Annotated in this window: 17 protein-coding genes and 1 tRNA gene; 14 read left to right on the top strand and 4 right to left on the bottom strand. The window is 53.6% G+C overall.

Annotated elements, in window-relative coordinates:
* Nucleotides 1-131: 131 nt before the first annotated feature.
* The 3 genes from LOC67_RS12575 (at nucleotide 132) to LOC67_RS12565 (ending at nucleotide 2,381) form a co-directional block, all read left to right on the top strand.
* On the top strand, nucleotides 132-608 hold the full coding sequence (locus LOC67_RS12575) for a hypothetical protein (protein WP_230262954.1): 477 nt from the start codon (nucleotides 132-134) through the stop codon (nucleotides 606-608).
* A 246-nt stretch (nucleotides 609-854) separates the two neighbouring features.
* Nucleotides 855-1,823 carry a transglutaminase-like domain-containing protein gene (locus LOC67_RS12570; RefSeq protein ID WP_230262953.1) on the top strand — a complete coding sequence of 323 codons (969 nt, stop codon included), beginning with the start codon at nucleotides 855-857 and terminating at the stop codon, nucleotides 1,821-1,823.
* A gap of 186 nt (nucleotides 1,824-2,009) precedes the next feature.
* Nucleotides 2,010-2,381, top strand: coding sequence for a hypothetical protein (locus LOC67_RS12565; RefSeq protein WP_230262952.1), 372 nt, complete (start codon nucleotides 2,010-2,012; stop codon nucleotides 2,379-2,381).
* Here LOC67_RS12565 and LOC67_RS12560 read toward each other — a convergent pair whose 3' ends face one another.
* Entirely contained in the window at nucleotides 2,382-4,541 is a 2,160-nt protein-coding gene (locus LOC67_RS12560; protein ID WP_230262951.1) for a family 16 glycoside hydrolase, read from the bottom strand. It lies immediately after the preceding gene.
* Nucleotides 4,542-4,768: 227 nt separating this feature from the next.
* Here LOC67_RS12560 and LOC67_RS12555 point away from each other — a divergent pair, with 227 nt between their 5' ends.
* A complete protein-coding gene (locus LOC67_RS12555) occupies nucleotides 4,769-6,892 on the top strand; it encodes an alpha/beta hydrolase fold domain-containing protein (RefSeq protein WP_230262950.1) in 2,124 nt (707 codons plus the stop codon).
* Between the two features lie 396 nt (nucleotides 6,893-7,288).
* Here LOC67_RS12555 and LOC67_RS12550 read toward each other — a convergent pair whose 3' ends face one another.
* On the bottom strand, nucleotides 7,289-7,633 hold the full coding sequence (locus LOC67_RS12550) for a hypothetical protein (protein ID WP_230262949.1): 345 nt from the start codon (nucleotides 7,631-7,633) through the stop codon (nucleotides 7,289-7,291).
* A 635-nt stretch (nucleotides 7,634-8,268) separates the two neighbouring features.
* Here LOC67_RS12550 and LOC67_RS12545 point away from each other — a divergent pair.
* From LOC67_RS12545 to LOC67_RS12525, 5 genes are all read left to right on the top strand, one after another.
* Nucleotides 8,269-9,108, top strand: a complete 840-nt coding sequence (locus tag LOC67_RS12545) for a purine-nucleoside phosphorylase (RefSeq protein ID WP_230262948.1) — start codon at nucleotides 8,269-8,271, stop codon at nucleotides 9,106-9,108.
* Nucleotides 9,105-10,055, top strand: coding sequence for a purine-nucleoside phosphorylase (locus tag LOC67_RS12540; protein WP_230262947.1), 951 nt, complete (start codon nucleotides 9,105-9,107; stop codon nucleotides 10,053-10,055). Before LOC67_RS12545 ends, LOC67_RS12540 begins: the two co-directional genes overlap by 4 nt.
* Nucleotides 10,015-10,848 carry a tributyrin esterase gene (locus tag LOC67_RS12535; protein ID WP_230262946.1) on the top strand — a complete coding sequence of 278 codons (834 nt, stop codon included), beginning with the start codon at nucleotides 10,015-10,017 and terminating at the stop codon, nucleotides 10,846-10,848. The genes LOC67_RS12540 and LOC67_RS12535 overlap by 41 nt, the downstream gene beginning before the upstream one ends.
* Before the next feature lie 107 nt (nucleotides 10,849-10,955).
* Complete coding sequence (locus tag LOC67_RS12530; RefSeq protein WP_230262945.1) at nucleotides 10,956-12,002, top strand: hypothetical protein; 1,047 nt, start codon at nucleotides 10,956-10,958, stop codon at nucleotides 12,000-12,002.
* Between the two features lie 223 nt (nucleotides 12,003-12,225).
* Complete coding sequence (locus LOC67_RS12525) at nucleotides 12,226-13,032, top strand: hypothetical protein (RefSeq protein WP_230262944.1); 807 nt, start codon at nucleotides 12,226-12,228, stop codon at nucleotides 13,030-13,032.
* Nucleotides 13,033-13,401: 369 nt separating this feature from the next.
* Here LOC67_RS12525 and LOC67_RS12520 read toward each other — a convergent pair whose 3' ends face one another.
* Nucleotides 13,402-15,468, bottom strand: coding sequence for an alpha/beta hydrolase family protein (locus tag LOC67_RS12520; protein WP_230262943.1), 2,067 nt, complete (start codon nucleotides 15,466-15,468; stop codon nucleotides 13,402-13,404).
* A 190-nt stretch (nucleotides 15,469-15,658) separates the two neighbouring features.
* Between LOC67_RS12520 and LOC67_RS12515 the strand changes: the two genes are divergently transcribed.
* The 5 genes from LOC67_RS12515 (at nucleotide 15,659) to LOC67_RS12495 (ending at nucleotide 21,540) form a co-directional block, all read left to right on the top strand.
* Nucleotides 15,659-16,810 carry a lactonase family protein gene (locus LOC67_RS12515; RefSeq protein WP_230262942.1) on the top strand — a complete coding sequence of 384 codons (1,152 nt, stop codon included), beginning with the start codon at nucleotides 15,659-15,661 and terminating at the stop codon, nucleotides 16,808-16,810.
* An 87-nt stretch (nucleotides 16,811-16,897) separates the two neighbouring features.
* Nucleotides 16,898-18,016 (top strand): alpha/beta hydrolase-fold protein, encoded by a 1,119-nt coding sequence (locus LOC67_RS12510; protein WP_230262941.1) that lies wholly within the window; start codon nucleotides 16,898-16,900, stop codon nucleotides 18,014-18,016.
* Between the two features lie 117 nt (nucleotides 18,017-18,133).
* Nucleotides 18,134-20,671 (top strand): ATP-dependent helicase HrpB, encoded by a 2,538-nt coding sequence (gene hrpB / locus LOC67_RS12505; RefSeq protein ID WP_230262940.1) that lies wholly within the window; start codon nucleotides 18,134-18,136, stop codon nucleotides 20,669-20,671.
* Between the two features lie 181 nt (nucleotides 20,672-20,852).
* Nucleotides 20,853-21,038 (top strand): hypothetical protein, encoded by a 186-nt coding sequence (locus LOC67_RS12500; RefSeq protein ID WP_230262939.1) that lies wholly within the window; start codon nucleotides 20,853-20,855, stop codon nucleotides 21,036-21,038.
* A gap of 416 nt (nucleotides 21,039-21,454) precedes the next feature.
* Nucleotides 21,455-21,540: transfer RNA gene (locus tag LOC67_RS12495), tRNA-Leu, on the top strand.
* 182 nt (nucleotides 21,541-21,722) lie between these two features.
* On the opposite strand, the gene LOC67_RS12490 is transcribed toward LOC67_RS12495, so the two are convergent.
* The gene (locus LOC67_RS12490) at nucleotides 21,723-23,042 is read right to left on the bottom strand and encodes an APC family permease (protein WP_230262938.1); all 1,320 of its coding nucleotides are present in this window, start codon (nucleotides 23,040-23,042) and stop codon (nucleotides 21,723-21,725) included.
* Nucleotides 23,043-23,408 lie beyond the last annotated feature (366 nt).

The following is a 23,408-nucleotide window of genomic DNA, read 5'->3' as shown; positions in this document are numbered from 1 at the left end:
TCGAAACGCAACAAATTGTTGCCGAAAAAAAACGATGTTGCGTTTGCACATCATTCAGAGCGTCCTACTTTTGAACAGATCTCGATACGAGACCAACGAATACGCTCCCTGTGCAAATCGCGGAAAATCCAATGAACAAGCGCCCTTTGATGATTGTACTAGCTGTGCTGGTCACGACGTCGGCTGGTGGCTGCACCCCGTTTCGAAACTTTTTCTTTGGACGTGGTGCCGAGTGTGGACTTTGCACACGTGTCGCCGCACCATTCCGCCGTACCGTTCCAGTTGCCGTTGCCCCCGCGCCGACATGCAACACTCCTGCATATGCACAACCTGTATATGCCGCCCCCTACAACAATGCGTGTGGTTGTGGACCGGCAGTTGCTGATGGATGCTCCCCCGGTGGCTATGCTGCGTATGGCCCTTATGACGGTGGGGTGATTGGAAATGGCGTCGCTCCTGGCTACTACTACAACGACGGACAGTGGGTGCCTCGCCAATACCAGGCAAACTATGGGTACTACACCGCACCTGGATACCGCGTTGACGAAGACGGTGACCGAATCATCTTCGAAGAACCGCTACCACCTGGCGCGAGCACCGCAAAATAGACCACCGATAGATGACGCGCTGATGACCGATTGGCTGGCAACCTAAACGACCGTTGCAAGCCAATGACGCTCCGGCTCATCCGATCATCGATCGCGAATCAATCGAATCAAACTCCCGCGGAACGCAGGCGAGTGAGACATGCACGGGGATCTCACACGTTTGCGTTCCGTGTTTTTTTGAATCAAAGTAGAGACTGCCCTCAAGCGGCTTTGCGAATTGAACCGAACTCCCTCCGGACGAATCCGATGACCACCAGTCATTTCTATTCTCGCCGTCATCTACTGAAACGATTCGCTTTGCAAACCGTTGCGGGAGCCACAGCGATTTCGGTTCCGTCACAAAGTTTCGGTCAAGAACTTAGCTTTGAGGAACAAGAGGCATCTCGCTGGCGAATCGGACTGGTGCTCAATACGCCTGTGGCTTGCGCCAACGTTCTGGCAACGTTTCCCATTCCCACCGATTGGCCAGAACAGACCGTCACCTTGCGTAGCCAAAACGTGACACCGAACGTTCAATGGAAAGTCCGTGATTTGCCCGGCGGCGCAAAACAAGTCGTTGTCCAGATCCCGCGTGTCGCCGCAGGATCTACAGTCGAGGCACTCTTTGAATTCGACATCGCCCGCTCAAGAATCCTGCCGCCCGACGAAACCTCTTCACTCGTGATTCCCAAAAGGATTTCACGTGACCTAAAGCTGTTCACTGGCACGAGTCCATTCATCGACTTAAACCATCGGCTTATCCGCACAGCTGCTAAGGAAATCGAAGAAAAGGAATCTGAAAACGCCTGGCAGCGGGCTGAACAGATCTACGACTACGTCAGAGACAAAGTCGAATACACCGAGGGCGAACTGAAAAATGCTTCAGACGCGTTGAAAGACGGCACCGGTGATTGCGAAGAAATGACCAGCCTATTCGTGGCACTTTGCAGGAACCTTGATATTCCCGCCCGAGTCGTTTGGATCCCCGACCACTGTTACCCCGAGTTTTATCTCGAAGACGAAGCCGGTGAAGGTCACTGGTATCCGTGCCAAGCAGCCGGAACACGACAGTTCGGCCGAATGGACGAAATTCGACCAGTCCTTCAGAAAGGCGATCGATTTCGACTTCCTGAAAAGCGGGTTCCGGTGCGATACATCTCCGAATACTTTCGTTGTGATCGCCGAGGAAGCGGAACACCGGATCCGCAATTCATTCGCCTAAAAATCGAAGGGTAACAAAGACGCCTCCAATGCCGGTTATTCGTTGGCTCGGCGAACGCTTTTCGACCAGTAAGCGGCGAATAGTCCGGGCGTGTATTGGATTGGTATAGCAGTTGCTTCACCAAAAGGCTTCATCGAGAGCTTCGTACTCGGGTGTTGCCCTAGTACTTTTGCAACAACCATGAATCCTTAGGACGTCTGATGAAGCCCTACTTCGCAATTCTTATTAGCAGCGTTCTTATTGCCAGCACAGCCATCGCCATCTCAGGCTGCGGTGCTGACCCCGACAGCCCACTTGGTGAAGCACAGCAAGCACAAGAGCAGCTTGAAGACGCGCGGCAAGAAGCAGCAGAAATGGTTTCGGACGCCGAAGAAGATGCTTTGGAAACGATTGCCGATGCGAAAGAAAACGCCGAAGCGCAGATTGCAGACGCTCAAAACGATGCCAACGAGTTGATCCAAGAAGCGAAACAAAACTTGGATAACAAAATGCAAAACCTTCAAACATTGCCACCGGTGCAGGCACCTGCGGCAGCACCGCAGACGCCTGCAGACACTACATCAGCGGAATAGTTATTCCTGTTTTTCCTTCGGCTGAACTGGCTGTGGTTTGACTGGCTGTGGTTCAACTGGAAACGTGAATCGACTGACTTCATCCCCGGTGACGGTGCGATGTTTTAGCGTCAATGTCGGTTCGCCGTCCTGATAGCGAACTTGCCCTGACAAAAATCCACCGGCCACCCTTAGAAATTGGTGCATCGGTCGTTCGTCACCTTCTTTCCAACCCAATTGGTGCTTCTCGCTACCGGGACCACAACCAAATTCCCAAAGGCCAGTCTCTGGATCGGTCGATGCATATTGCCAGTGCCGGTCGCCACACAGGACAATTACATTTTCCAGCTCTGACAACGCTTTTCGAATTTGGTTTCCTTCGAATTCAAAAACCTCGTTGGCGTGATTGTCGTGCTTATTCTTGCGGTCCGGTCCGACGATCGGGGTTGGACTGCAAATCACCTTGAATGTTGCATCACTATCACGAAGGGTTTGCAGTAGCCACGCTTTCTGCTCTTCACCAAGGATCGTTTTGTCAGGCCCGTCGGGTATATTGTTCGGGCTTCGAAAATCACGTCCTTCTAGCAACCAGATTTCTAGCGCATCGCCCCAACGCACCGACTTGTATCGCGTCGGATGCGATGGAAATTGCTCTTCGTTGAAAAGTCGCACTCCTTCGTCGAACGTGACAGTTCCGTAACGTTGGCCTTTCCAACAATCGTTCTTTAATGTGTCATGGTCGTCTTTCAAGAAGTAGCTGGTGGTGTTTGAATAGAAATCACGATTACTGGGCAGTGCGAAAATACGTCCCCACTTGAAACGCATCAAAGGCAACGTCATCGCCCACGGGTCGGCCTTGTCGTAGTACTCGATGTCTCCCGCGTGAACGACGAAATCCGGATTCATCGATCGCATCACCGGATAGATCTTGTGTCCCCGCATCCCATCGTCTCGTCGAATGAAATCGTGACAGGTTGTGAAACAGAACTTGACGGACTTGTCAGCATCATCCGGCGGTGCGGTTTCGAACGCACCCCGAATCACGTCACTGGCATAGTCGCCATCGACCGGCCTTGCTTCAACAACGACAGCGTACTTGGTACCGGGCTTTAAGTCTTCCAATACCCACTGTGCGGTACAGTCGCTTTCGAGCGAAGTCGTTTTCCATGATGTCGTCCGCATGTTGTAGCGTTGCTTTTCTGGAAAGTATGTCAGACGCACCTTTCCGGGCATCGCAGGGCAGGCTCCAAACATTTCATCCAACGGTTTGCCTTCGGGAATCTGCGCCGCATGAATCGCTTCTTGGTCAGTACTCTTGGATAGCCGATTTGCCTCTAACGCGGTCAACGAAATGAAAGGTGTTCCGTCGGATGCCATTTCCTTGTGCGCAGTTGTCCTGGTCCAAATCACAATGGAATTTTGATCGGCCCAACTGTTCTTGATTCCGTTTCCTAAGGATGGGCCCGACGCACTTCGGACTTGCGATTCGATAGGATCGGAGATCGAAACAAATTGAAAGTCTCGATAGACCGCTTTGCCGCCATGATCGGTCAACATGATTCGATCCTGATCACCCGGCATTCCAAACCGTGCGGAGCCATAAAACTTGCTCAGCGCGATACTCAGGTCCCAACTCGGTCCCTCCGTTATCGCTTCGGCAACCAATTGACCATTCAAGTAGTGCCGCAACTGATTGCCATTGGCGACCACTTTCGACTCGTTCCATTCCCCTGCCGGATGAAGCACCTTGTCCGGGTTCGGAGCAACCAAGTCATAGATACTTGCGGTACTGCCCTTTGAACCATCACCCGATTTCTCGTCAATGATTTGATATTCGATCCCCAGGTAGCTGTTGGAAAACAGATGATCGCCGAATCGACGAACACGGTACTTCACACCCGTGTTGCACCGATCTTCGATCTTCCATTTCCAAGACAACACGAAGTTCGAAGGCAGTGGCGGCGATATCAAACTTCCTTTTCCGCCCCGTGGGTTTTGTAAACGAATTTCGTTCTCGCTGAATTCCCACGACTCGGTGACGGGACGACCATCGAGCGTTTCCCACCAATCCGCTGATGTAAAGGTGTTGCCTGTCGCCTGATCCGCTGGCGTGTCATCTGCACCTGCGATCGACACTGTCAAACACAGCAGCATGAAAATCATCGTCGTTGGAAGTCGCACGTTCGCCTCGGGGGTAAGCTGGTTCCAATGTCAACTTGGTGTAGCAAGGTTCGTCGCAATGCGATCATCGTCGCGTCCGACACCCCATTGCCGATCGGGGATATACTAATCGATTGACGAAGCCACCGTCGTTCGAGGCAACCTTCCAATTGCCCAGTATTTGAATCGCTCTCTATCTGAAATTCTCGGTCCTCAGATTTCTCCATTTTTGAAGACGCCAATTTCAAATGTTGCCGCCTTCGAATTCCCTGCCCACCACCCCACCCTCCGCCATGCTGTTCCACTACGCCCGCCGACTTGCCACCGGTTTGACCCTTGGGATTATCATTGTCCTATCGCCTTGCGTTTCGCGAGCACAGGACAACAGCAATGATCAAATGCAACGTGCGGATGATCAACTTCGAGCAGCTGGTGCAGAAGTCGAAATTTACAAGACGACAACCGACGCCGATGGAAATGCTGTCGAGTTAAAGGCCTACGTATTTGAGCCCGATTCGAGCGTCTCGGACGACAATCGTCCCGCGATCGTGTTTTTCTTCGGCGGTGGCTGGCGAAGCGGAACTCCCGCACAGTTTCTAGAACATTGCAAATACCTTTCCGCCCGAGGCATGGTCGCGATCACGGCTGAATACCGTGTGTCCAGTCGACAGGGAACCAAAGCGGTTGCTTGTGTCAGCGATGGCAAATCCGCAATTCGATGGGTTCGTCAAAACGCAAAGCGACTCAAGGTCGATCCTGATCACATCGTTGCCGCAGGCGGATCGGCAGGAGGACACGTAGCCGCGTGCACGGAAATGATCAACGGCTTTGATGAGCCCGCCGAGGATGCCAGCGTTAGCAGTCGACCCAACGCGCTGGCACTATTTAACCCCGCAGTGATCCTGGGAAAAGTTGATACACAATACCCATTGGACGAGGACAAAATTCGTGAACTGCCAGAACGCATGGGCGTTGAACCGGTTCAGCTTTCGCCCTACCACCAGGTTAGCGAAAAGCATCCGCCAACGATCATCTTTCATGGCAAAGCCGACACAACGGTCCCGTTTTGGACGGTAGAGATGTTTCATCAAAAGCTTCGGCAATCCGGTGCTCAGTCCAAACTGGTTGGGTTTGAAGGATATGGACATGGCTTCTTCAACTATGGCCGTGGTGACAACTCAAGCTATGCCAACTCCATCGCGCTGCTAGACCAGTTCTTGATCGAAGAAGGATTCGTGGCTGCTCATAAAAGCCCAAAGTCCGAGGATTCCAAACAAGCTGAAACGACAGTCGTGACGCTTGATCTCGATCAACAAAAAGACCGACAAGTCATCGTCGATCGCGAAGCAGGACAATACCTCGGTCATCCGACAACATGCTTGCTGGAGGATGGCAAAACCATCTTATGCGTCTATCCCAAAGGCCATGGCGCGGGGCCCATCGTTTATCGACGCAGTAGCGATGGTGGAAAGACTTGGGGCGAACGATTGCCAACGCCTGACAATTGGTCAACCTCTCGCGAGGTTCCTACGCTTCATCGCGTTGTTGATGCGTCTGGAAAGAAACGCATCATCATGTGGAGCGGACTTTATCCGGCCCGGTTGGCTGTTTCAGAAGACGATGGCAAAACCTGGAGTCCACTTCGTCAGGTAGGCGATTGGGGCGGCATCGTCGTGATGGGGTTTGTTGAAAAGCTCTCAACCGGTCCAGGCCACTACATGGCGATGTTTCACGATGACGGACGCTTTTTCACAAAGGACGGAGAACGCACCGGTGTCTTCACACTCTACAAAACCTTTTCGGACGATGGCGGCCTGACCTGGTCCGACCCCGAATCGGTCTATCAGTCTTCCCAGATCCATCTTTGCGAACCGGGCTGCATTCGTTCCCCCGACGGCAAACGTCTGGCGGTTTTGTTAAGAGAAAACTCCCGAAATAAAAACTCACACCTGATCATCTCTGATGACGAGGGCAAAACTTGGACTTCGCCCAAAGAGCTTCCACTGGTTTTGACAGGCGATCGTCACACCGGAAAATATACCGATGACGGTCGGTTGGTTGTCAGCTATCGCTGCATCTCTGCTAAGAAAGATCAGCGATCACGACCGTTCGAAGGCGACTGGGTCGCTTGGGTCGGTTCCTGGGACGATCTGATTGACGGAACCAACGGCGATTACTTTGTTCGCCTTAAAGACAACACTAAATCGTACGACACGGCCTATCCAGGTGTCGAAGTGCTCCCCGACGATACCATTGTGACAACGACCTACGGACATTGGGATCAGGGCGAACCGCCGTACATCATTAGCGTGCGATTCAAGTTATCCGAATTGGACGCGTTGGCTGCTGAAACGTTTGGGATTGCCGACTGACGTTTTATTCAGCCAGGTTGCCGGCGGTCACAGGCTGTCGATCAATTGAAAAGAGCCTCAAATAGCAAAAAGCCCCGGTGACCAGATTGATCACCGGGGCTTTCGAGATTTCGCTTAGGTCAGCGTCACAGCTCGGAGCGATGCACGATCGTCACTGCTTGTCAGGGAGAAGCATCAAGCAGTGGACGATCATTGAACTTGGGTGCTAGGCGGGAACTCCTCGAGGAATTATTGACCCGACCGAAGCAACTCGATCAAGTTACTAGTGGCAGCCGCAAGCGGGAGCAGCAACTTCGCAACCGCAAGCTGGTTCGATGACTTCGCAGCCACAAGTTGGCTCGCAAGCCGAAGCGCAACCGCTGTCGCAGCAGCTAGACTTGCAGCTGAACAACTTCTTCAGCAAACCGAATGGCTTGTGCTTTGGTCCGCAGCAAGGATCAACGACTTCGCATCCACAAGTAGGAGCAGCAACTTCGCATCCGCATGCTGGTTCAGCAGCACATCCGCAAGGAGCAGCAACTTCGCATCCGCAAGCTGGCTCGCAGATCGAATCGCAACCGCAACCGCGTTTGCCGAACAATTTGGCCAACAGGCCACCACGAACTTTGCCGCAACCGCTGTCGCAGCAAGGATCAACAACTTCGCATCCGCAAGTTGGTGCAGCGACTTCGCAACCGCAAGCTGGTTCCATTGCACATCCGCAATCAACCGGTGCTTCACAGCCACAAGTTGGCTCGACATCACAACAAGTGTCACAGCCGTTGTTACACAATTTGCTAAACAGGCCAAACGCGTTAGCGTTGGCAGACGATCCTGCGGCCAAAACGATGGCCAACAGAGCTGGTACGATTACACGACGCATCGTGATTCTCCATGAACAAAATTTGGAAGGGTCTTGCCAGTCGCGCTTGCCGCGTTTCGATCAGCCATAGTGGTCAGCTGTGCCGGTGGGCACTTGCCTATTGATGTCTTCGAAAGATCATCACCCGCCGACACATCTGATCGAACAGCGGCATACACGTCACGTTTCCAGTGGATCACTGACCCATGGTCTTCGTGCAGAAGTGGCTATCGACTTTCCCAATGTTGACTCACCGGTTTAAGTGCAACATTTTTACTCAGCCCCCCTGATCCCACTTCAATTGTGCCGGTGGTTCGGGCAGTTCCGATCGTCACGGCTGTACGACACTACTTTGGCGATTCAAATGTCCATTCACGTGCCCGCTCCCCGACAAATGGCCAGTCAATTCACCCACGATTGCACGGCAATGAAATGGACTTCGCACCTGCGTTTATTGCCCCCTCGCCACGACATGCAAATGAGCCGATGATAGGGGCGCGATCCACAATCCAGTACACCTACGATTCAACTTGGCATGTTAGACCTGTTTGACAAAATCGAAGATGCGGCGAAAGCCATTTCCGCTGTATTCCCGGAAACACCGAAGGTTGCGATCATCCTGGGAACCGGGCTGGGAAACTTGGTCGAACAGATCGACGTCAAAGCATCGATCGACTACGACGAAATCCCACACTTTCTGAAATCGACCGCGACTAGCCATCGCGGACGATTGGTTTGTGGATACCTCGCTGGCGTTCCGATCGTTGCGATGGAAGGACGCTTCCATATGTACGAAGGCTATCCGCTGAAATTGATCACACTGCCCGTCCGCGTTTTCAAACGCCTCGGTGCGGAACTTCTGATCGTCAGCAACGCCTGTGGTGGATTGAACCCCTACTACAACTCAGGCGACATCATGGTGATCGATGACCAGATCAACCTGATGGGCGATAATCCGCTGATCGGTATCAACGACGACCGACTCGGACCGCGGTTCCCTGATATGTCGGCTCCCTACGACCCCACCTGGATCGACCGCACAATCGCTATCGGTCGTCGCGCCGATATCCATCTCCACCGCGGCGTCTTCGTCGCGGTCGCAGGCCCGAACTTAGAAACACGTGCCGAGTATCGGTTCCTACGAACCATCGGGGCGGACGTTGTTGGGATGAGCACCGTGCCAGAAACGATCGTCGCTGCGCATTGTGGCCTGAAGACTCTGGGGCTTAGCGTGATCACCGACATGTGCCTCCCCGATTCACTTCAAGAAGCCAACGTCGAAGAGATCATTGCGACGGCGAACGAGGCCGCACCTCGCCTGCAACGAATTGTGAGCGATGTGGTTGCCGAAGTCGGACAAGTTCGGATCGCATGACCGACCTATCTTTTGGCGATGCCGGCAAACGAGGTGATCAAGTAAACATGAATCAGTCGACCGATCGATCGGATGACGCCAACCGCGCCGCGGACTTCGTTCGTAGCCGTTGCCAGGCGGAAACGTTCAGTGCCGGAAACAGTGCCGGAAACGACTTCACCGGAATCGTTCTTGGCAGCGGACTCGGTTCGCTTGCCGACAAGATCGAAAGCCCAACGGCGATCCCTTTTTCGGACATCCCCGGTTTTGGCCATTCGACCGCAAGCGGCCATCGTGGGCAGCTGATTATCGGAACGCTTCAAGGCGGCCCCATCATCGCCATGGCGGGACGACTTCATCGCTACGAAGGATGGACCAATCCGCAAGTGGCGTTTCCGATCGAAGTCATGGCACAGCTTGGCATCAAGCGGTTGATCGCCAGCAACGCTGCCGGTGGCGTCAATCCAAAGTTGCGGGTAGGTGATTTGCTCGTGATCACCGATCACATCAATTGGCTGCACCATCGCGGTGAATTCTTTCCGCCCGATCGCAAAGACAATGCTAATGGCCAATCGCTGCGTCGTTGCCAAAGCGTCTACAGCCCCGAACTTGCCATAATTGCCCTCGCGGCCGCGCGGGCACACGGCTTTTCGGCGACCCAAGGGACCTACCTAGCAACCCTGGGGCCGACCTACGAAACCCGTGCTGAGTATCGCATGATGCGACGCATTGGCGCTGATGTGGTCGGGATGAGTACGGTTCCGGAAGTATTGGTTGCGGCAAATGCCGGGATTGAGGTGCTTGCGCTATCTATTGTCAGCAATGTAGCGGACCCGGATCGCGCGATTGTGGCCGATCACAGCGAAGTATTGCAGGCAGGAGACGCTGCAGCAGTTAAACTGGAACATATCGTTCGACGAGTGATCCATGCCGCACGTACCAAAACCATCCGGCCCGAAGCCATTTAGCAGCTCGCCTCTTGACTCCGAAACCGAGATCAAGAGCGACACCGAAGCCGTCTTCGATAGCGAGTCCCGCGACTTGCTATCCCCCGAAGGCATGCGCTTCTCGATGCTGAAACTGACCGATGCGGAACTACGCAGCCGCATCCATTCGATCCCGGTTGATGACCGCGATGATAAACTTCCACGCGTCGAAATCGACGACGCCGACGGGCAACATTCCGCTTTGATGCGGCTCGATCATCCCAGTAAGCTTCGCGTCAATGGCTCGCTAGGTGACTACGCTTTTGCCCATCACCGACAAGTCGTCGTCAAAGTCTTTGGCAATGTTGGCCATGGGGTCGGCGAAGGCATGGCCAGTGGCTCGGTGCGAATCCGAGGCAACGCCGGTCATGCCGCAGGAACCGCGATGACCGGCGGAACGTTGGCCATCTATGGTTCTGCCGGTGACCGAGCCGGCGCGGCAATGCGTGGCGGTGGCTTGTTCGTCCGTGGCAGCGTTGGTAACGAAGTCGGCTTGGGGGCGATCGGTGGAACGATCGTGATCGGTGGCGATGCGGGAATCAATCTCGGCGACCCCTTGAGCGACGTTGCGGTTTTCATTCGTGGCAAAGCCGCCAGCTTGGCTCCCGGTGTCACGCAGACCAAACTGCGCAAGAAACAAGAAGTCCAACTTGGGCTGCTGTTGATCAGCGCGGGCATCCGAGGCGATGCGTCAGATTTTCAGCGAATCATACCGATCGCAAAGCTCGATGCCGAACGATCCGCTCGCGGCGAAGTTGTCCCCAATTGGCGCTAGCCGAACGCACTTGCCGAACCTATCAGCCCAACGCACTTTTCTGAGTATCGACTATGAGCGCGGACCGTTTCGCTGGGCTCCACCTGCTACCACCTAAATCGAACGAAGTGTGGACCACGAGTCGCTTGTCGTCTTCGCGAACCAACATACGCCGCGTCGATGATGTTGCGGTTGATATCACTCGACCGCTGTTTTGGTACGAACCGCCTTGGATAGATCTTCCGCCAATCATCGCGAGCCGACTTGCCGCTTCGGTCGCCAATTTAGAAATCGTGGTTTCGGCCTTGCGCCGTGACCTTTCGGAAACGGATGGTGAACCCGGCGAATTGTTTTGGCCCATTGAAAACGGCGAAGAACCCGATTCCACCGATCGTCAATCATTCTTGCCTCGCATCGCCCCTTATCGAGCAGAACGATACGGTTTCACCACCGATGATTTTGATCACGCCAAACTGATCGACGTCAGGTTGGCACCTGCCCGCGATCCGTCGGGACGATTTGCATACTCACCTCGTCAGATGCAACGTTGGGAACGTTCGGAATCCGACAGTCCAATCTCTGGCGGTGGCTATGTCGCTGCGTCGACATTCCCAGCCGACATCATCACCGCCGAACAAGCCAAGAATAAACTGCAGCAACTTCGGCGCTTGGCACCGACCTCGGCCGTATTCGTCTCGGTCAATGCCTATCGTCTTGAGGAACAACTGGCGGCGGCAACCGCTGCCGTCCCCGATGGCTTATTCCTACGTTGCGATCATCCGGAATTCGAAGGTTTACAAATCGCGGCGATCGTCGCGAGCACTCGAAAATTCCTTCGCCGAAACAATCTCAGTGAACTTCCCCTCTGGGTCGTTCCGGGTGAAATCTCCGCAGACGACATTGCCAAACTGATCGCTCTGGGCGCATCCGCTGTGGCGATCGATTCTTGGTGTGCTCCCCTGCTGGACGTGCTACAAGAAGAACTTCAGCACGCCCACTCGATCGATCAGGTGCTTCGCGAAATCCCTTCGCTGGTTTCAGAACACCTTTGGAACGATATTGATCGTGTTGTCGGTTTGTGCTCTTCGATCGAACTGGAGAAGCCAACCAACGAAAAACTGGGAACCTTTCATCAAAAGTGGGCAAAGGCCTGTAGCGCCGCCATGCTGGCGTAGCGACGCCGGTAGCGGTTGTCGTTCACTGCGTCTGCACGACGCAAACGCTAAGATAGAGTTCAACAATGCTCTCCCATTGCCTTGGTAAGAGCGAACGCTTTTCAATGGATGTTGCGTTCACTCACAGTCCGCAATCACGGTATCGCCTGAGATTGCGCCGGTCTGGCGAGACATCGTATCTTCCTTCCTCCGCGGTTCCCCTTCCCTCCACGGTTCAACGACGATGAATACTGCAAAGTCAATCCGATTGCTACTTTCCAATACGCTCTTCGCGTCAACCATCCTGGCGGGGTCGACCGCGTTAGCAGACGAGCCGACACTTCAGCCATTGGTTGACTCTCCCTTCAACGACGTCGAACAAGTCATCTTTGAACAGAAAGGCGAGCGACGCCCTGCGAATCCTGATCGTCCGCCCGCCCTTCGTCCTCCAACAGACCGTCCCTCGGCACGTGATCAAATCACGCCACCAAACGAACGGGGAAACCGTCCGCAGTTGATGGATCCGCGCGAGCTTCGAAGAATCGTCGAAGAACATGCGCGCGAACGTGACGAGCAACGACATCGGATCGAGCGCGAATCGCAGGAACAACGTCGTCACCTTGAAGCGATGCAAAACGAAGTGCGCGAGCTTGAACAGCATCGCAATCGATTGCGTGAAGAAGTCGAAAAGATGGAACGTCATCTCGAGGATCAGCGTCACCACGAAAAAGAACTCGATGTCCGTCGTAAAGAAATGCATGAACGCGAGATGCGCGAGCGTGAACATGCCGAAATGCGAGAACGCGAGCAGGCGAAAATGATGGATCAGCGTCATCGAGAAATGCGGTTGCAAACCGCGAAAGCCGCGATCGAAATCGCTCGCGGGCTCCCGAAAGAAGTGCTCGTCGACGTGCTTTCGGATGTCGCACGAGAAGTCGAAAACCCCGATATTCGGCGGATGCTTCGCCTCACAACACTACAAGCCGCCGTCGAAGCTGACAAAGTCGACCAAGCCGTCGAGCAACTGCGTGTTTTGTTGATGGAAGACTGAGTTGGATCGCAATGTCGGGTTGCCGCTTGCGTGGTGTTTTAAGAAACCGTCGCTAGCGCGATCACGGCTCAGTACAACAACATGAGCCGCATCGGCATTAGCCGCGGTTGGGACACCAACATCCGCCGCATCGGCGTTAGCCGCGGTTGCGTGCCTTAACCGATCTCCTCTACACGCTCGTGCGAGGCTCCTGCCTCGCATGTGATGTCTCGCAGGCTCCGCCTGCCAACGCGCAATACTCCAAGAAACCGTCGCTAGCGCGATCACGGCTCAGTCCAACAACATCAGCCGCATCGGCACTAGCCACGGTTATTAAAACACCAACATGAGCCGCAACGGCGTTAGCCGCGGTTGCGTGTCTCAAAAAACTCAATCGCTCGTCGACTCCGTCCGCGGCCAATGAGACGACTCGACAATCTTCTGCACATCCACCAATTCAATCACACGACTGACATTCAATAGATCGGGTGCGTCACGATTGCTTTTCGGAAGATCCGCACTCCCAAAATACCCGACACCTTTCGACATCAATGAGGCATAGGCTGCCAGCACTGCGGCATCACCTTCGCCGCCGATAATGATCGAACTTGAACGCAGTGGCTCGAATTCGCGAAGAGCTTCAATGCCCCGAACAACATCATAGATCTGCATCCCAAATAGCGTTTGGCCAAGCAGCATGTACCTGCGGCGCATATGGGTCCGACCACGATCGTCTTCGGAGGCTCGCGTTGGGCCAACGTCTCGCGGGATCAAAAACGCTTGATTGCACGAGCATGATTCATCAACGAATTGCTGCACCTTCTCTGGATCCGGTTTCACACCGGCCAACTGACCAGGAAACAAGGCAGCAAGAGCCGGTGCGTACGCTTGGTAGCTCTGTTGATCGAGCACCGTGATCTCGGTCGGTGCATCTCGATCCTTAGCACGACAAATGACGTACGCGGTCAAGCGATAAGGATGCTGCGACGAGAACTCAAGCACTCGACAATCGGCAGCCGCATTCTCCGACGTGACCTCCTGAATATCCAGCGGCGTTTCATCTTTGGGCCAACCGTTGAACGTCATCGACCGCAGACCAGCGATGACGTTATTGACAGCCGCAACAGATTCCACATCCAGACCTTCGTCCACCTTCGGAACAAAGGTTTCGTGGATGGACGTGACCTGTTCGTCACTTGGCAATTGATCAAATACTTTCAGTTGTTCACGCTTGAACAAGGGCGTCGCGACGTCTTGGATCAATGAATCGTCATCACGCAAAAACCGATTCAACCAGCGAAACGCTCCGACTCTTAGCTCCTGCGTATCCTTGTGCGGCCCCTGCGTCAGATGAAGCCCCAAATGGGTTTCCGAATCATACAGTTCATAGATGTGGCGAACATCAGCGTGCAAGTCCACGACACCGTCAAGCGGAAAGATTCGATCACTGTCGGTATTGCTGATCAATAACGGGCGTGGCGCTACAAGGGCGGCAACTTTCGAAAAGTCCCATCGGAACCGATTCACCATGTACATGCAATCGCAATGACCTTCGACACATCCATCAACGACGTGGTTGACCATATTCGTGATCCCTGCGACGGGGACGGCAACTTTGATACGTTCGTCAATTGCCGCGATCCACCATGAATAGGCGCCGCCTCCGCTGCGCCCGGTAACCCCGATGCGATCCCCCTCGACTTCCTGACGCGACTGTAGGTAGTCCAGCGCACGGACACAGTTGAACGCTTCGACACCCGCCGGGGTGTAGCCTCGATTGTTCCACCACCACATCTTTTTACGGTAGGTGCCATGGTGCACGCCCTCGATTTCGCCAAGCTGAATCGTATCGATAGTCAAACAAACGTATCCGTTCCGTGCGAACCATCCGCCATGGTGCTGGTAGTGAGTCTTATTACCAAGACTGACGCCGTCTTTGACTTCACGGCCGTGACCACAAACGTACAAAACGGCTGGCAAGGGTCCTTGCTGTTTTGCGGGACGATAGAAGTTGCCAGTAACGTACAAACCCGGCAACGATTGAAACTGCACATTTTCGACAACGACACCGTCCGCTTCGTGGGTCGAAGTGACGGCCGCGTTCAGAGCAGATTTAGCAGGAAATGGGTTAAGCCCCAGCATGTCCAGCAATTGTTCCTTGAACTCGCCGCGTTGCTGGGTCCATTGCTCAAGCGATTCGAATTTTCGTAGTGAGCCGCTTGCGATTTGCGAGGTCTGATCCCGAAAATACTCCGCTGCCAACTCGTCACCGTTGATTGCCGGCGTTTGACTAGAAGCTGACTCGTTGTCAGTTTTCGCATCAGTCACTTGGACGCCGACGACCTGTGCATTGGTAGCCCCGCCGCCCCCGACCAAACCGAACAAACATCCGATGGATGTCGTTATCGTCGCTTTGTAGATGGCGTTTACCCAATTCAATCGCAGCTTGCCCAACATTTCGTCGCCTCGATCTAGAATTCTGATTGCGATGCGTTTTTCAAATCCAGCGGCCAACCGAATGTATCATCGGTTTGGTCACCCTCGGGATTTTTCAATGCCCGCATGATAAGATGTCGCCGGACGACGATGTGAATCAAGTCAACCGATCCCAGTCTTTTCCCAGCTTCAACTCACCCACCGGTCTGCCATGCGTCCCCAACGTTTCGTGATCGCCGCGCTGATGGCTTTGTCGACTCTGGTCTGTCTTTGCCCCTCGCTACAGGCCAAAACCTTCGTCTATTTCGGGACTTACACCTTGGGTGGGTCATCAAGCGAAGGAATCTACGTCAGTGAATTCGACGAGAGCACCGGATCGATCGGCGAACCCAAATTGGCCGCTGCCGCAATCAACCCTTCCTTCGTCGCGGTTTCCCCCAGCGGCGACCATCTCTATGCCGCATCGGAAGCGTGGGGCGGAGACGCTGACACGATCGGATTGATCTCCTACAGGATCAAAGAGGATGGCACTCTTGAAAAGTTAAACGCGGTACCATCGGGTGGACTGGGTGCATGTCATGTAGCCGTCTCACCCAACGGTAAATATGTCGGAGTCGCGAACTACACCGGCGGAAGCAGCGCGGCCTTCGCGATCAACTCCGATGGGTCACTCGGTGAGCGAACAGCGTTCTTCCAGCACAAAGGCAGCAGCGTCAACCCAAACCGGCAGGAAGGTCCCCACGCCCACTCGATCAACTTTTCAGCCAATGGCGATCAAGCTTTCGTGGCGGACCTTGGCATCGACAAGATTCTTGTTTTGGACGTTGATCCCGAAACAGGAAAGATGCGACCGGCAAACCCTTATGCACTAAAGACACCCGCTGGTGGTGGCCCGCGCCATTTCTGTCTGCATCCCGTCGGACTTTATGCGTTGACCAATCTGGAACTGACCTCGGAAGTCGCGTTGTTGAAATACTCGACGAATCAAGGCGAACTGTTTCTTGGAGAGGTCATTTCGACATTGCCCCAGGGCGCCTCCAGTCAAGGCAATACGACCGCCGAATGCCTGTTCCACCCCAATGGAAAGTTCGCGTATGTCTCCAATCGTGGGCACGATTCGATCGCGGTCATCAAGTTGGATGCATCGGTCCCATCAATCTCGCTTGTCGACAACGTTTCCTCAGGCGGTGAAACTCCCCGAGGTTTCGGGATCGCCCCTTCAGGAGATTTCCTTGTCGTCGCGAATCAAAAAACCGGCAATGTGATTTCGATGAAAATCGATCAGGACACAGGACTCCTGACTTCGACGGGCAGTGAAATCAAAATCGGCAGTCCCGTTAACGTTCGTTTTGTCAAAAGATAATCAGTGCTAAAAAGTCAAGCTGGCTACGCGTCACTAGATACTGATTGAACCATTCACCTCACACACCTCTTTCAACTAAGACGATCGATGAGAACCATCTCAGCCATCTTCGCCATTGCATGTTTGTCTTGCGTCAATGTTTATGCGCAGCGAGTGCAATCGCCTCAAGTCAACGACGACGGCACCGTGACTTTCCGAACACATCTGCCGAAGGCAGAAACCGTCAAGGTCGAAATCAATCGAGTCGCTGACGAACTGTCATCGGTCGAACTTCAAAAGAACGAAGATGGACTCTGGGTAGGTACATCGAAAACGTTCCAGCCGGGCATCTACGAATACAAAATGATCGTCGACGGTTCGGCCCAATTGGACATCCGAAATCGCTGGGCCAAAAAGTGGTATACCCTGGAAAACCTTTTCGAGGTTCCCGGTGATCCAGCAATCGTGACGCAAATTCAGTCCGTCCCACACGGCGTATTGCACCACCACATCTACGATTCTCCGATTACAGAAAATCAACGAAACGTCGTTGTTTATACGCCACCGAGCTACCACGCGAATCCGGATCGCCAGTACCCCGTACTATTTTTGCTGCATGGATTCGGTGATGACCAAACCGCTTGGACAGAAGTCGGACGTGCGAACGTCATCGCAGACAATTTGATCGCAGAGGGCAAAGCAAATGAAATGCTGATCGTGATGCCACATGGTCACCCAGTTCCACTGCCCTATGGCAATGTCGCTCGCCAATACAGTGAACAGAATAACGAAAAGATGGTGCGTGATCTCGACGAAGTCCTGCTGCCTTGGGTCGAAGAAAACTACCGTGTCATCCGGTCGCCTGGCGGGCGAGCGATCGCCGGTTTATCGATGGGTGGCGGACACACCATTCGCACCGCCTTGGGCACCAACGACTTTTCATACGCGGGAGCGTTCAGTTCGGCTGCCCCGAACGTCGATTCGCTGGAGGAAATCGCGACCGATCTAGCCGGTTTCAAAAAGCAAATGAAACTGTTTTGGATCGCATGCGGTGACAAAGATTTCTTGCTTGAACGAAACCACCAGTTCATCAAGACGCTGCAGGCGGAGAACGTCGATCACCAGTACGTCGAAAGCGAGGGTGCTCACAATTGGGATGTTTGGCGCGATGACTATCTCCCCAAATTCCTCCCGATGCTTTTTCAAGAGATCCCTTCGTCCAACTAGGCATCTTGAAGGAAAACTCGTTTGCATTTGGAACGTCGGCGACCTGTTTCCAAACGGACTCATTGATCCATTCGGGTTGCCCATCGATCGTTTCAAAACCCTGCGTTTGAATATTGAATGGATTCGCCGTCGCTTCCCATTGCACACTGTCTCGACCGTATTACCGGTGAACTATCTAGCGGTCGAGCAGTCATTCTTCGTGCTCCACCTGGGGCTGGAAAAACGACTGGCGTTCCCCCCGCGATTTTGAAGACCGACGTTGGCGATCTCGGGCAGGTTCTGATGCTGCAACCGAGACGATTGGCGGCTCGTGCGGCAGCAGTGCGACTTAGCTCACTGATCGACGAACGCCCTGGTCAGACTTACGGATACCATGTCCGCTTTGACCGCCAAGTTTCCAAAACGACGAAATTCGTTTCGATGACGTCGGGCATCCTGCTTCGACAGCTTGCCTCGGATCCGCTCCTTGAAAACGTTGGCTGTGTGATCATTGATGAATTTCACGAGCGTTCCGTCGAAGTCGACTTGATCCTCGGTATGTTGCAGCGAATTCGAACGACGCTGCGTCCCGAACTTCGATTGTTGGTGATGAGTGCGACGTTGGACACCGCGCCAATTGAATCATTGATTGACGACTCAGTGGTCGTCCAAAGCGAAGGCAGGGCATTCGATGTCGCAATCAAATACGATCAGTCTCTTCAGCCTGTTCGTCCCACTGCGAATGAACTTGCCGATCGTGTCGCCAACGTTTTGCCCCAGGCCATCCAAGAACGCTCAGGCGATATCTTGGTGTTCCTTCCCGGCGTTGGCGAAATCGTTCGCACCCAAGATCGGATCGACTCAATCGCTCGCAAAGCGGCCATCGACGTTCTGCCGCTCTATGGTGACTTGCCTCCCGATCGGCAGGATGCGGTGCTCGCACCATCGGATCGACGCAAAATTGTGCTCGCGACCAATGTGGCAGAAACGTCGATCACGATTCCCGGTGTGCAATGTGTTATCGATACCGGACTGGCCCGACAGACGGAATTCGACACCGGCGTTGGGCTGTCCAAGCTAATAATCAAACCGATCTCGCAAGCTTCTGCCGATCAACGTGCGGGCCGAGCCGGTCGAACGGCACCAGGAACATGCTTTCGTCTGTGGCCTAAACAACTTGATCGAAGCCGACCTGCGCACAACACGCCGGAGATACTTCGCACGGATCTGTCGACGGCGCTCTTACACTTGGCAGGCTGGGGTGAAAAAGAGACATTCGATTTTCCTTGGGTAACGCCACCCAACGAAGCTGCTGTCGAACTTGCGCAACAGCAACTGCGTTTGCTTGACGCGATCGACGATCATGGCCGCCTAACAACCGTCGGTGAACAACTACTCTCTTTGCCGCTTCATCCCAGACTTGGACGGTTGATGATTTCGGCAGTCCAATGGAACTGTGTTGAGGAAGCGGCGCTCGCCGCCGCGATCCTATCCGAACGAGATCCGTTTCAAAGAACCGGCAATCGGATGTCAAAGCAGACCAGTGTTGAAAGCGATCTCTTCGACCGACTCGTTCGGCTGACACGATTCCTCCAAGGCGGCCGCGACGATGACATTCATCGAGGAGCCAGCCAAACGATCGCGCGGGTTGCTCGGCAAATCCTCCAGCAGACGCCCAGCGCCGAAGCGACTAGTGAAACCAGCGAACTGGAGATCGAAGAACGCCTCTCCCGTGCCCTCCTGACCGCCTATCCAGACCGCTTGGCACGTCGCCGATCAGCCGGATCCAACAAAGGCCTCATGGTAGGAAAACGCGGCGTTCAACTGGATGCGGCTTCATCAGTCCGAACGAGCGAGTTCTTTCTGTGTTTGAACGTTGATGGAAAAGGCAGCGAGGCAAAAGTGAGGTTGGCTTCTGCCGTGGATCCAGCCTGGTTTCCGTCACACTGGGCGATTCAAAAGACTGAAAAATTCTTTCACCCCACAATGAAATCGGTCGTCGCAAGAGATCGCCACTACATCCTCGATTTATTGATCAACGAAAATCCGTGTAGCACCAAAGCCGATGCGGATTCCGCGCAGCTCCTGTTCAGCCAAGCCAACTCGCGGCTCAACGATGTGCTTCCAAATGAAAAGGCGCTGCAGAGCTATCTGGCTCGGTGGCGTTTCCTTGACGAATATGCTTCGCAGGATTCACTTCCGCTGCGATCGAGTGACGCTTTGGAGACCGTATTGAGGCAGCTTTGCCAGAGCTGCTTGTCCTTCAAAGAGCTACAAAACTCGGCATGGCTGGATCACTTGCGCGGATTATTGACCTACGAACAACAACAGTGGATTGATCGAAACGCCCCCGAATCGATCGAAGTCCCCAGCGGGAATCGCATTCGCTTGACCTACGAACCTGGCAAGCCACCTGTACTTGCGGTGCGTATCCAAGAAATCTTTGGTTGGCAGTCCGCTCCAAAATTGGCAGGAGGATCGATCAATGTGCAACTACATTTGCTCGGCCCCAACCATCGACCACAACAGATTACCGATGACTTGGAAAGCTTTTGGAAGACGACCTACATCGAAGTCAAAAAGGAATTGAAACGCCGCTATCCGAAACATCATTGGCCAGATGAACCTGCAACATCGCAAGCGACACCCAATGGACTGAAGCCAAGATCAAAGTAAATGTACAGTTGCGTGTTTCCGACATTGCAGGATGTCTTCTTGATGACCTTTTTTAACAACAACGAGTGATTAAACGAACACGTAAGATTTTGCTATTGGTGGTGTTGCGCATTTGGCATAAACTTTTCGTCTACTCGCAACCGCAAACTCTTTGCGGACACCATTCTGACCAAAGGCGACCATGATGCAGGGACCAGTCAAGTCAGCAACGGATGTGTCGAAGGACCACGTCGAGCAAGCGTACATGAAGTCACGTCTTGCCGAATTAGCCACGCGTGTAGACCAACAAGGTAAGGCTGTCGAAGCGTCTTATCAGGTTGTTAAACAGACATGGACCGCACGACGCGGTCGTCATCAAAATGCATGATGCGTTTTGAAGGGAAGGATCCTATCGACAAGGATGTCAACCATTTGCTCCCCAGCGGTCCGCCGCTTTGGACCGCTGGGGTGCTATTTTCTCTAGGTTATTGAATCGCGGATCGGGATCACCTTGATACGCGGCTATCTGCAAGATTTCGGACACCGTTTCGGCGTGGCCGAGGTCTATCTCCGGCCAAACGCTCTAGCAAGTGTTTTTGCCAAACGAACCTATTGTCCTGTCCTGCCTCTAGAAATTGGCGACAAGTTGGTGATAGTTCCCTGGCCAAGCCGTCTCCACAGCGTTAAAACTTGGCAAACTCCGGAACAAAGATTCAGCACCGTCATCAGACGCAATGGCTAAGAAGCCACTCATCTGAAGTCTCTCGCTAACGCGGGCTGAATTGACACCAAAGAACGACAATTGCCCGGGTGGTGGAATTGGCAGACACAGGGGATTTAAAATCCCCCGGCCAGATACGGCTGTGCGGGTTCGAGTCCCGCCTCGGGCACTGTCGAAAATGGTAACCAACGAATCGCGAAAGTTCTGCGACTCGATCACTGGCCGGATGGCAAATTGCTGCAATCTTCCTAGTAGAGACTTATCTACTCTCAATCCGGTGGCGGTACTCTGTCATCAACAGCGAGCACAGCCGATCTGCTCATTGCCAAGAACCGTTTCTGGCACTGGTACTCAATCCTGCTGTTGGCGATAAAGGAACCAACGCTCCCCGATGAAGATAACGGCCATCCCAACACCCGCGACGACGAGAACAAATTGATCCGATTGGGCCTTTAGCAGAACGAAAGCTCCAAGCACGATCACATCCAACACGATCGCCGTGATCACGATCGCAGGCCGAGCATCGACTTTCGCCGTCAAGTGCCTTAGGACTCCCCAGTGAATCGCGATGTCCATCACGATATAAAAGATCGCCCCCAGTGAGGCGATCCGTGATAGATCTAAAAACACTGTCAGTAGAATGGCGAACACAATCGTGTAGACGAGGGTATGCTTCTGGATGCCTCCCGGCATACCGAAATGGCGATGTGGAACCAGTTTCATTTCGCTCAGCATCGCCAGCATTCGCGATACTGCAAAGGTGCTTGCGATAAGCCCCGAAAACGTCGCGATCATTGCGAGACCGACAGTAAAGTTTGTTCCCCATTGACCGACAGCCGGACGTGCCGCTTCGGCAAGCGCAAAGTCTCGACTCTCAATAATCTTTTCGATCGACAGGTTGCCCCCAACCGCCATCGCGACCAACAGATAGACGACGAGGCAGATCACCAGGGAGATTAAAATCGACCTGCCGATGTTCTTCTTTGGATCAACAATCTCATCGCCACTGTTTGTGATCGTCGTAAATCCCTTGAAAGCGAGCAATGCTAACGCCGTCGCTGACAAAAAGCTTCCAGTGGAACTGCGCTCGGTCGGCCCAAAATTTTCGAATGAAAAACCCGATATCCAAATGCCAACCGCGGCAAAGACAAGGATCCCGCCAATTTTCAACACCGCGGTGACTGTTGAGAATGTACCGATGAATCGCGTACTTGTGATGTTGATCAAGAAGACAACGACCAGTAATCCGACGCCCAAAGCAGGAACCCAGAATCTCGAGTCTTGGGCATCGAACAATTGCAACATATACGTTCCAAATGTTCTTGCGACCAAACTTTCGTTGATCACCATTGAGAAATACATCAGCAGTGCCATGCCAGCACTGACGGTCCCCTTGCCGTACGCTTTGACAAGGAACATTCCGATCCCACCAGCCGATGGGAACTGTTCGGCCATCTTGATGTAGGAATAGGCACTAAAGGCCGCAACCACCGCCGCAGAGAGGAAGGCGAGCGGAAAGAGTCCACCAGCCTGCTCGGCAATCTGACCCGTTAGCGCAAAGATTCCCGCACCGATCATGACTCCGGTACCCATCGACACCGAACCGAGCAGAGACAGGCTCCCCTGTTCGTAATCCCCTTTTCGATCGTGTTCGTTGTGCTTGTCAGACATTAAAGATTAATCATCGTGGTTCGTCATCGGTCGCATTCCATCGAATCCCACTGGCAATGGATTACGATCTCGCGGTCGCAAAATCGATGCCGAAGGCGACTAAGCCTCGGGATTTATGACGAAAGTATCGCGATCGATTTGTTTCGGGCATGAAGTCAATTCGCCACCCTTTCCCTTTGCAATTGGTGTCCAACACGTTCGGTACACCTGAGCGGGATGGTCCCGTTGGTCTTTCGTACCACGGTCTTGCGAACTCAATTGAGAGGTAGTCACTGCTCGCAAAAGGCTTTGGTCAAGAATGCAATCACAGTGCGATGCGCAGTTATTCCAGAAAAGCCTTGACTCCGTACCGTGGTACGGAGTCGA

Source organism: Stieleria sp. JC731 (assembly GCF_020966635.1).
In the GTDB taxonomy this organism is placed as follows: domain Bacteria; phylum Planctomycetota; class Planctomycetia; order Pirellulales; family Pirellulaceae; genus Stieleria.
The sequence above is the reverse complement of the archived record's forward strand: the minus strand, read 5'-3'. Positions and strand labels throughout refer to the sequence as shown.

Bases quoted from the DNA above. Each gene is read 5' to 3' on its own strand.
- LOC67_RS12575 (WP_230262954.1), top strand. From the start codon at position 132: ATGAACAAGCGCCCTTTGATGATTGTACTAGCTGTGCTGGTCACGACG.
- LOC67_RS12570 (WP_230262953.1), top strand. From the start codon at position 855: ATGACCACCAGTCATTTCTATTCTCGCCGTCATCTACTGAAACGATTC.
- LOC67_RS12565 (WP_230262952.1), top strand. From the start codon at position 2,010: ATGAAGCCCTACTTCGCAATTCTTATTAGCAGCGTTCTTATTGCCAGC.
- LOC67_RS12555 (WP_230262950.1), top strand. From the start codon at position 4,769: ATGTTGCCGCCTTCGAATTCCCTGCCCACCACCCCACCCTCCGCCATG.
- LOC67_RS12550 (WP_230262949.1), bottom strand. From the start codon at position 7,633: ATGTCGAGCCAACTTGTGGCTGTGAAGCACCGGTTGATTGCGGATGTG.
- LOC67_RS12545 (WP_230262948.1), top strand. From the start codon at position 8,269: ATGTTAGACCTGTTTGACAAAATCGAAGATGCGGCGAAAGCCATTTCC.
- LOC67_RS12540 (WP_230262947.1), top strand. From the start codon at position 9,105: ATGACCGACCTATCTTTTGGCGATGCCGGCAAACGAGGTGATCAAGTA.
- LOC67_RS12535 (WP_230262946.1), top strand. From the start codon at position 10,015: ATGCCGCACGTACCAAAACCATCCGGCCCGAAGCCATTTAGCAGCTCG.
- LOC67_RS12525 (WP_230262944.1), top strand. From the start codon at position 12,226: ATGAATACTGCAAAGTCAATCCGATTGCTACTTTCCAATACGCTCTTC.
- LOC67_RS12520 (WP_230262943.1), bottom strand. From the start codon at position 15,468: ATGTTGGGCAAGCTGCGATTGAATTGGGTAAACGCCATCTACAAAGCG.
- LOC67_RS12515 (WP_230262942.1), top strand. From the start codon at position 15,659: ATGCGTCCCCAACGTTTCGTGATCGCCGCGCTGATGGCTTTGTCGACT.
- LOC67_RS12510 (WP_230262941.1), top strand. From the start codon at position 16,898: ATGAGAACCATCTCAGCCATCTTCGCCATTGCATGTTTGTCTTGCGTC.
- hrpB (WP_230262940.1), top strand. From the start codon at position 18,134: ATGGATTCGCCGTCGCTTCCCATTGCACACTGTCTCGACCGTATTACC.
- LOC67_RS12500 (WP_230262939.1), top strand. From the start codon at position 20,853: ATGATGCAGGGACCAGTCAAGTCAGCAACGGATGTGTCGAAGGACCAC.
- LOC67_RS12490 (WP_230262938.1), bottom strand. From the start codon at position 23,042: ATGTCTGACAAGCACAACGAACACGATCGAAAAGGGGATTACGAACAG.